The following is a 10,005-nucleotide window of genomic DNA, read 5'->3' as shown; positions in this document are numbered from 1 at the left end:
TGCGCTGATGATGATCCAGCTCCCGAAGGGCGGTGACTAACTGCATGAATTCGGCATTTTTCATCATACTCTCCCAAAGCAATACTCTAAAACCACAAGACTGGAGTAGCAGATATTCATTCCATATTTAACGGTGACATAGCCTTTTAAAATGATAGCTGTTGTCGTAGAGTACTTTATGAAGTAGGAAACTGAGCAATAAAGTTGAATACTAAAGCCGCTGAGTTTAGACTTGTGGTATGAGTCTAGGTTCAGCGGCTTTTTAATGGCGAGAAAATATTCTAAGCTAGAGAAAACCGCTCGGAAATGGATTAAAGAAGGGCAAGGAGCAGGCATTGGTAAACACTACAAGCCTTGGCTGACCGTTAGGGATGTTTCGTCTATGGGGCGTTCTCACCGAATGTTCGGGCAGAAATATCAACGTACGCATTACCTTCTTTCCGGCCTAGAACTAACAGTATTTTTCTTGCTAGAGTAGTGTGACCTAGGTCACTTCCCGTAGAGATTGCTAATGGCTCATCTTCCACCTATAACATTGAACCGCAGAGGACGATTTGTTTTTCAGGTGCTAGTTGTATTTTTACCCGTGGCCCTAATCTTTTGCGCTGGAGCCTATTATGTTTACTACAATGAGCAAAACCGTGCCGCTACCCAAAACCGCGAACGGGAAGCGGCCGCCGTAGAAATCGGCCAGAATGTCATTAGCGTTAGATTGCAGGAAATTAAAAGTAACATAGACTTTGTTTCCAACGACTACGGCTTAAAAAATTTTCTTGATCGGGGAGTCACTACGGAACTTCTCAATTTTGAACAAAACATGCTCAATTTTTCTGCCTCAAGTCGTATGTACGATCAGATCCGCTGGCTAGACGAAACCGGCATGGAACGGGTGCGCGTCAATTTTAATGATGGCAATCCAACGATTGTGCCCATCGATGAACTACAAAACCAAAGTGCTCGTTATTACTTTCAAGCCGCCTCCAAGTTGAAACACGGCGAAGTTTATATTTCGCCCTTTGACCTTAATATTGAGCATGACCGTATCGAAATCCCGCATAAACCGATGCTGCGTATTGCGACTCCCGTATTCGACAGCCACCGCAACCAGCGCGGCATCGTAATAATCAATTATTTGGGGATAAAATTGTTGGCGCGCTTTAATAAAGCCACAGCAGAAATTGCTGATCATGCCATGTTACTCAGCCAAGAGGGTTACTGGCTAAAAAGTCCCAAACCCGAAGAGGAGTGGGGCTTTATGTTCGGGCGCGACCAGCTTACGCTTGCACAGCGTCACCCTGCCGCCTGGCATCGCATCCTGGCCGAGGATAATGGGCAGTTCGAAGATAACGGGGGTTTGTGGACATTCAACACCCTTTATTTAGTGCCGGACAAGCAAAAAACTACAGGACATAATAGTAGCCTCCCAGGCCATACGCCATTTTGGAAAGTAGTTGCATATTTGCCGCAGCATGCCCTTTACGGAAACCACCCGTTGCTTATGCCTATACTGGCTGTGCTTTCGGCCTTACTGATGATACTTTTTTTGATTAGCTGGAAACTGGCGCATTCCCGTCGCTTGCAGAATGAGGCGCTGGATCTTGTGCTGCACACCAATCAGAATCTAGAAAACCTGGTTCAACAAAGGACGGAGGCGCTCACGGCGGAGACCGCTGAGCGCAATCGGACAGAACAGGCGCTTCGGGCTACAGAAAAGCGGCTCGAGGGCATCCTTGCGTCGATAACCGACGTGATCTGGTCAATTTGTGCCCAAACATATAAGCTGCAATACCTAAACGCGGCCGTCGAAGGGATATACGGCAGGCCGCAATCTGATTTTTTTACCAATCCCGCCCTTTGGTTTGAGGCGGTGTATCCAGATGACAGGAAACTGATAACTCAATATTCGAAAAATTTATTTGCCGGCGTGGCCGGTAGCCTTGAATACCGGATCGTGAAACCGAATGGCGAAGTGTGTTGGCTTTATGATCGGGCACAACTTGTTTATGACGCTGACGGGACGCCTTTGCGCATCGACGGTATTTCTGCTGACATCACCGAGCGCAAGCGCCTGGAGCACCGGTTTCGACAGGCGGTGGAATCGGCGCCCAACGCGATAGTTATGGTGGATGGGTCAGGAACGATCCTGATGGTCAATGCACAAACAGAGGCTTCTTTCGGTTACGCACGCACTGAACTGGTTGGGCAACCTGTTGAAGTACTAGTGCCGGAACGCTTTCGTGGCGGACATGCCGGTTTCCGGCACTCCTACCTCGCCGCCCCGCAAACCAGGCCGATGGGCGCAGGCCGCGAGCTCTACGGACTGCGCAAGGACGGCAGCGAGTTTCCCGTTGAAATAGGGCTGAGTCTCATCGATAGCCATGAAGAAACACTGGTGCTCAGCTCCATTGTCGACATCACCGAGCGCAAGCGCCTGGAGCATCGGTTTCGACAGGCGGTGGAATCGGCGCCCAACGCGATAGTTATGGTGGATGGGTCAGGAACGATCCTGATGGTCAATGCACAAACAGAGGCTTCTTTCGGTTACTCACGCATTGAACTGGTTGGGCAACCTGTTGAAGTACTAGTGCCGGAACGCTTTCGTGGCGGACACGCCGGTTTCCGACACAAATACTTCGCCGCCCCGCAAACCAGGCCGATGGGCGAAGTCCGTGAGCTCTACGGACTGCACAAGGACGGCAGCGAATTTCCTGTTGAAATAGGCCTTGGCCTCATCGATGACGATATCGGTACGATAGTCCTCAGTTCTATCGTTGACATTACCCAGCGCAAGCAAGCTGAAGTGGCGCTGAAAGCCAGCGAGTCGGCCCTGAAAGAAACGCAACATCTTGCGGGCTTAGGCGGCTGGAAATGGGATATACGAACCGATGAGCACTTTTGGTCGGAGGAGATCTATCGCATCTTCGGTCGCGATCCGGCACTGCCTCCGGCCCCATACCCTGAGGTTCAGCAGTACTTCACCCCCGATAGTTGGGTGCCCCTCGCCGATGCCGTGGAGAAGGGCTTAGCGGCAGGCGTTCCCTACGAATGCGACGCCGAGGTGGTACGCGCCGACGGTATCCGCCGCTGGATCGTCGCCCGTGGTATAGCCACGCGCGATGACACCCAAAACGTTATCATCCTGCATGGAACCGTGCAGGATATTACCGAGCGCAAAAACGCTAGCGATAAGTTGAAAGAAGCGCTCAACGAGAAAGAGATGTTGCTTAAGGAAGTTTATCATCGGGTAAAAAACAACCTCCAGGTCGTATCGAGCCTGATTAACCTGCAAGCCAGAAATGTCAAAAATGTCGCGGCAGCGGATCTACTCAAACAGAGCGCTGACCGTATCAAATCCATGGCGTTATTGCATGAAAAACTCTACCAATCGAAGGATCTGGCGAGGATTGATTTCAATGACTATATTCATAGCTTGGTCGCCCATTTGCTGTTTGGTTACGGGGCACATTCAGGCAAGATTGATATAAACATAAAGATCGGCGATGTGTTTCTCGATGTCGATACCGCAATTCCTTGCGGACTTATCATCAATGAACTCCTATCCAACGCCCTAAAGCACGCTTTTCCGGGTGATCGACACGGTGAAATCGGTGTCAACTTCACGCAAGATCAGGGTGAATCCATCCTCGTAATCACCGATAACGGCATCGGTTTTTCTACCGACGTGGACTTCAAGAAAACCGACTCGTTAGGCCTGCAATTGGTCGCTACGCTGACCAACCAACTCATGGGGCAGATAACCCTGGATCAGGCAGAGGGGTCTACGTTTACTATCCGCTTTTCCAATATTTCTTAAACAGGTGGTGTGCGCTATGGTAGCAAACAAGATTATGGTTGTCGAAGATGAAGGCATTATTGCGATGGATATCCGTAGCCAATTGGAAGGTTTCGGCTATCACGTGGTCGCGACCGCTTTTTCAGGTGAGCAAGCTATCGCCCTGGCAAGCGAACATAGGCCCCAACTCGTGATGATGGACATCGTGCTGAAAGGCAACATGGACGGTATCAGCGCGGCGCAAAAGATATCGGAACTGCATATCCCGGTGATTTTTCTCACGGCTTACAGCGATCCTGCCACCTTGAAGCGCGCGAAAACCACAGGGGCCTATGGCTATTTAATCAAGCCATTCCGCCCTGATGAACTGCACGCAGCCATCGAAGTCGCGATCTATAAGCATCAACTGGAACAGAAGCTGAAGGAAAGCGAGCAATGGTTTGCCAAGACCTTGCATTGTATCACCGATGCCGTCATTGCAACTGACGCCGAAGGTAGGATCCGGTTCATGAATCCGGTGGCCGAGACAGCGACAGGTTGGCGGCTGGAACAAGCCAAAGGAAAAATCGTCAGCGAATTGATGACGCTGTTGACAGAGTTAGATCGTGCGGTCATTGAAAACCCGGTCTCGAGGGCATTAAGGAGCCTTGCTGTTAGCGGCCTGGATTGCGCGACATTGCTCATAAACAAGTCCGGTGTGGAATTGCCCGTTGATAACGGTGCGGCCCCTATCCTTGATGAAGACGGGACACTGTTGGGGGCGGTTTTAGTTTTTCGTGACATCACTGCGCGTCGCCACATAGAAAGCTTACTTCGAGAAAGTGAAGAGCGCTTCCATAGTGCGTTTGATCTTGCTGCCATCGGTATGGCATTGGTTTCTATACAGAACCGCTTTTTACTCGTCAACAGTTCACTCGTCACAATATTCGGTTACTCAGAAGGGGAATTGTTGACAGCCAGCCTGCAAATGCTTACTCATGAGGGGGATAACGACACAGTGCTTGGCCACTACCTGCGCCAATTGCTGAGCGACGAGTTGCCGTCGTTTCAAATTGAGGTGGAGTGCCACCACAAAACCGTTGGCAAGATGGTTTGGACCCTGCTAAGCGCATCTTTGGTCCGCAACGTTGCCGGCGAACCGCAGTATTTCATCATCCAGGTCCAGGACATTACCGACCGTAAACACGCCGAGCAGCGATTAAGCTATCTCGCCAACCACGATGCATTGACCGGACTCCTTAACCGCTCACAGTTCCATGACCGTTTTACCCACACATTGTCCACAATCTTGCGCCATGATGCCAAATTAGCGCTGATGTTTCTCGACTTGGATCGCTTTAAGTTGATCAATGACACTTTGGGCCATAGAATCGGCGACCTGTTGCTGCAGGCTGTCAGTGTAAGGTTGAAAAGTTCGGTTCGTGCCGGTGATATCCTGGCACGGCTGGGCGGTGATGAGTTCATCGTGCTCCTGAACGATATCAACCATATTGATGATGCAGCGCGGATTGCGCAAAAGACTATTGACCTGCTCATGCAACCGTTTACGCTCGAAGGCAACGATGTTGTGATAACCGCAAGTGTCGGGATCAGCGTTTACCCTGACGACGGGGACAATAGCCAAATCCTGCTGACGAACGCCGATACGGCTATGTATCTGGCCAAGGAACACGGTAAAAATAACTACCAGTTTTATACGCAGGAAATGACGGAAAGGTCGCGTGAACGCATGACGATCGAGAGAGGATTAAGGCATGCCTTAACGCATAATGGCTTCAGGCTTCACTTTTTGCCCCAGATAAACTTAGCAAACGGCGAAGCCAACAGTGTCGAAGCCGTGGTGCGTTGGCAGCACCCTGAATGGGGTCTTGTTTATCCCGACCGATTTATTTCTGTAGCGGAAGATACAGGGTTGATCGTCCCGATAGGAAAATGGGTGCTGCGAGCCGCTTGTTTGCAGGCCAAAAGATGGCAAGATAATGACGGGCCGTTCACCCTTGTCGCAGTCAATGTATCCGCCCGACAATTTCATGAAAGCGACTTGTTTCAAATGGTCAATGCTGTGCTGTCCGAAACTGGGCTTAAACCTGCCTCACTCGAACTTGAAATCACCGAATCGGCGGTTATGCAGGATCCGGAGCGGACCCTTGAGGTTTTACAGCAATTAAATAAGTTGGGCGTGCGGCTCAGTATCGATGATTTCGGCACAGGCTATTCCAGTTTGACCTATCTTCGACGGTTTCCGGTCCACAGTGTCAAAATAGATCGTTCATTTGTCAAGGATATCCCCCATGACGAAGGTAGCAAGACTTTAGTGCGGGCGATTATTGGCCTAGCCCATGAACTCAATTTGAGCGTTACAGCCGAAGGGGTGGAAACCGAAGAGCAATCGGCATTTCTTAAAGCGCATCAATGCGATATTCTGCAAGGCCATTTATTCAGTCAGGCTGTTACGGCAGAACAGCTCAATACCGGGTTCAATGCCGCAGCCGTAAAAGCATCTTTGTTCAGGAATCGTGAGTAAGCTGAATTCTTCTGAAATGCCGTCCCAATCGCTAATCCGGTTTATTGACGGCTAGGCCCGCACATCAACCGAATAAGGTTCAGTCCCACCGACGGTTAAGTATTCGCCAGATTCGACAAGGCGCAAACGTTTCTCCTGGATGGAAATAGGCAGTGGGTTGATTTCGTTCAGGAATCAAGGGCCGCCATCTGCAGCCTGAAACAGCCCTTCAGTGTTGCCAATAGCGCCGGTGAATGAGCCTTTCTTGTGCCCGAACAATTCTGATTCAATCAGGTTTTCCGGCAGGGCAACACAGTTTAAGGTTATAAAACAAGTGTGTGATATCACGTATTCGGTGTGTGGTTTCACACACTTTTCTTAATGGGAAAATGTTAACCAATTGATTATAGCGTGTTAATATTTTGGCGTGCTTTTTGCTTTTTTGTTAAAAATACAAGCAATCGTTAACGATCCAAGAAATGACCCAAATTAAGCGCATCATTAGAAAGGACTCAGGTACGCTTACGGGTTGTGAAAAAAGGCCCGATTTAATCCGATTCCCATTAATCGCATATATTTAGGCGGATATGGCGATTAACGCGGAAACGAATACCCACCTAAATCGGGTTTACTTGGCTTATCGCCCGGCTTTACTGCGGTTTCTCACCTTATCCACCCATAGCCCGGAAATGGCTGCGGACTTGGTGCAGGAGCTGTATTTGCGGCTGCCTTATTTGCACCCAGTCCCCGATTCCGACAACGCGATTAAGGCTTGGCTGTTTAAGGTCGCCACCAATATGGCGACGGATCATTTCCGTACAGAGAAGCGGCGTTCGGAATTAGTGCATGGACACTTCGCGGAACAAGACGAAACGGAATTAACGCCAACCCCTGAAAAAATCGCCGTTGATGGCGACCAGTTGCGGCAGTTACAAGCTACCCTGGAAGCATTGCCGAAAGTCTGCAAAGAAGTCTTATACCTGAGCCGGATCGAAGGCTTGACGCACCAAGCCATTGCGGAGCGCCTCGGCATCTCGAAAAGTTGGGTCGAGAAGAAATTGGTGCAAGCATTGGATCATCTCCGCAAAGCCATGGCTGATGACTGAGGAGTACGGTTTTTTCGCTCGCTATTCGTTATAGTATGGTCGAAAGGATTTTTTCCAGGCAAAGACCCTACTGAATCAATGAAAAAACTGATTACTGCAAACCGCGACCGTCTAGAGCAAGAGGCCGTCGATTGGCTCGCCCGCCTGACTTCAGGTGAGGCGGTTGCCGATGACTTTGTCGAGTGTGCTAACTGGCGCAATCGCAGCCACGCCCACAACCAAGCCTACCAAAAGATTAACACACTGTGGGATCAGCTAGACGCGCCTTTGTTGGTTTGGCATGAGCAAACCCTATCAGGCACTGAAGAACCTGCATTAAATCAGGGCAATCAAGCGACACAATCTGCACCCAAACGCCGTTTAAGCAAGGTTTGGCCTAAACGGTTTTTAGCCGCGGCCATCGTGGCTTGGGTAACTTTCAGTTGGTTCCCTGATTACCTCAGTTATCCGCTGGCCGATTACCGTACACTAATTGGCGAACAAAAAACGGTCAGGCTGGAGGATGGCAGCATTCTTCATCTCAATACCGATACGGCGATCAACGTCCATTATTCGGCAAGCGCAAGGCACATCGAATTGTTGCAGGGCGAGGCGGCGTTTGAAGTCTCCCATGATGACCACAAGCCTTTCATCGTCGCGTCCGGCAACATCCAAACCCGTGCGGTCGGAACGCAATTTATTGTGCGCTATGACAATCACCAAGGCCTGATTACCTTGTTGGAAGGTAAAGTGCAGGTAAGCAACACCAATAAAGCAGAAGATGGCCACAACGCAATAACCTTGAACCCTAACGAGCAAGTGGCCTACCAAGATAACCGCTTCACCCCATTGCCTCATGGCTATCCAGACGGCGCGGATGCTTGGCTTAACGGGCGTTTGCAGATGAATTTTGTCACCTTTGGGCAAGCCATCGACGAGATCAACCGTTACCGCCGGGTAAAGGTCAGGCTGCTTGCACCGCAACTTGCCCAACGCAAAATCAATGCCGTCATTGACCTCAAACAAATTGACGCTTGGCTGGAAGCCTTGGAAAGTACGTTGCCCGTTGCAGTAAGGCAGGTCGGGCCTTTAGTGTTGATCAGTTCCACTGGATAAAAAATGTCATCTTTCAGGTGGGGAGTGTTCAACTTCAAACGTCTTATAGGAAACTCTGGGCAAGTTGATTCCATTCATGCCCTTCGACTTCGCTCAGGAGAGCGTTCGAAAAGCTCACCACGAACGGAATCAACTCCTTACCATACAAGCTTGTCGAAGGGCTTGTTCAGAGATTCCTATAGAATATCCGGCATCCAATAACAATCCACGGGGAAAATAAGCATGAAACCAGCAGCCGTCTTAGTCGTTAGTTTATTTTTAATCGGCCTGAATGCACAAGCGGGCAGCTTGATGAACGGGCAATGGCAACCCGCCAACTGCGGGCAAAAACCGCCCGCTCCCACTATCAACACCAAAAGCGTGGACGGCTACAACCAAAGCGTGAAAGACATCAATGCCTGGCAAGCCAAGGCGCAGGAATATTACAACTGCATCGTGAAAGAAGCGAATATCGATAATCAAATTATTGCGACAACCGCAAACTCCGCCCAAGAAGAATTCCGCAACGAAGTCAGCCGCATCCAAAAAGAAGCCGAAGCGGGAAAAGCCAAAGTGGAGAAAAACTGACCGTCATGGTTGATTATTGATTCGGCCCTTTAATGTTTGAACCGTTCGTGCTGAGTTTATCGAAGCACATTAACCTTTCGACAGGCGAACGGACTTTAAAACATCATAAGGCCGAATCAATAAGTACGGAATTTCACAAAATAAACCGCCCGCATAAAAGTTTCCTTTCCCAAGTACGGTTTTTGGTGGCGTTATCCGTTTTATAGCTATTACTGATTATCACCAGGATAGCGCATGAAACCTACCTCATCAAAAACCGGATGCATTCCCCTGCTAGGCAAGCTGGCAAACCACACGACCATCGGCTTGTTCAGTTTGGCGATCAGCTTTCCGCTGTGCTTACCTGCCCAAGAACAGCCTTCGGCAAATACGGCAAACCACGGTATTACCGTAAAATCGCAGCCTTTATATTCCGCCTTGACCGCGTTCGCCGAGCAATCCGGCATCCAATTCGTCTACGATGCCGCCCTCGTTGACGGCTTAAAGACACGCGGCATCAGCCAAGAACACGATACCAAGCAGGCATTGAGGCATTTGCTTGCCAACTCCGGTTTGGATTACCGCTTTACCGGCAACAACACTGTGGTGTTATTTAAGCCGGAACACGTTGAACTTAACGGTGAAAACGACCCGTATTTACTCCCTGTTGTCCAGGTAACCGGGGACGCACCAGATAAAGGAAATAACACAACCTTGCCGAAAGTGACGGTGGATGCCGATGCGACTAACGATGTCGAATACTACGCCGACCCCTACAACAAGGATTACGTCATCCCCAACGCCACCGCAGGCACCAAGACCGACACGCCGATCATGGAAACGCCGCTGAACGTGCAAGTAATACCAATGCCAATAGTTTCTTATATTAATAAAGCCCACTGTCGGGTACACAGATTTCTAATAGTGTCGGGCTGGCTGGCAAACCGGTTCCATGCCTGGCA

At 49.8% G+C, this 10,005-nt stretch carries 6 protein-coding genes and 1 pseudogene; 6 read left to right on the top strand and 1 reads right to left on the bottom strand.

Annotated features, from left to right (window positions below; translation table 11 throughout):
- Positions 1 to 565: 565 nt before the first annotated feature.
- Positions 566 to 3,814, top strand: coding sequence for a PAS domain S-box protein (locus tag MGMO_RS10370; RefSeq protein ID WP_235557267.1), 3,249 nt, complete (start codon positions 566 to 568; stop codon positions 3,812 to 3,814).
- 16 nt (positions 3,815 to 3,830) lie between these two features.
- Positions 3,831 to 6,317, top strand: a complete 2,487-nt coding sequence (locus MGMO_RS10365) for an EAL domain-containing protein (protein WP_023495004.1) — start codon at positions 3,831 to 3,833, stop codon at positions 6,315 to 6,317.
- Between the two features lie 51 nt (positions 6,318 to 6,368).
- Here the strand turns inward: MGMO_RS10365 and MGMO_RS19025 are convergent.
- Positions 6,369 to 6,644, bottom strand: a pseudogene (locus MGMO_RS19025) (sigma 54-interacting transcriptional regulator).
- Positions 6,645 to 6,883: 239 nt separating this feature from the next.
- Here MGMO_RS19025 and MGMO_RS10360 point away from each other — a divergent pair.
- From MGMO_RS10360 to MGMO_RS10345, 4 genes are all read left to right on the top strand, one after another.
- The gene (locus MGMO_RS10360) at positions 6,884 to 7,402 is read left to right on the top strand and encodes an RNA polymerase sigma factor (protein ID WP_023495003.1); all 519 of its coding nucleotides are present in this window, start codon (positions 6,884 to 6,886) and stop codon (positions 7,400 to 7,402) included.
- A 78-nt stretch (positions 7,403 to 7,480) separates the two neighbouring features.
- Positions 7,481 to 8,497 carry a FecR family protein gene (locus MGMO_RS10355; RefSeq protein ID WP_023495002.1) on the top strand — a complete coding sequence of 339 codons (1,017 nt, stop codon included), beginning with the start codon at positions 7,481 to 7,483 and terminating at the stop codon, positions 8,495 to 8,497.
- 222 nt (positions 8,498 to 8,719) lie between these two features.
- Positions 8,720 to 9,064: a hypothetical protein gene (locus tag MGMO_RS10350; protein WP_023495001.1), complete on the top strand. Its 345-nt coding sequence runs from the start codon at positions 8,720 to 8,722 to the stop codon at positions 9,062 to 9,064.
- 234 nt (positions 9,065 to 9,298) lie between these two features.
- On the top strand, positions 9,299 to 10,005 hold a 707-nt coding region (locus tag MGMO_RS10345; RefSeq protein ID WP_036307503.1), incomplete at its 3' end, for an STN domain-containing protein.

It is taken from the genome of Methyloglobulus morosus KoM1, assembly GCF_000496735.2.
In the GTDB taxonomy this organism is placed as follows: domain Bacteria; phylum Pseudomonadota; class Gammaproteobacteria; order Methylococcales; family Methylomonadaceae; genus Methyloglobulus; species Methyloglobulus morosus.
This window is presented reverse-complemented; position numbering and strand designations above follow the sequence as displayed.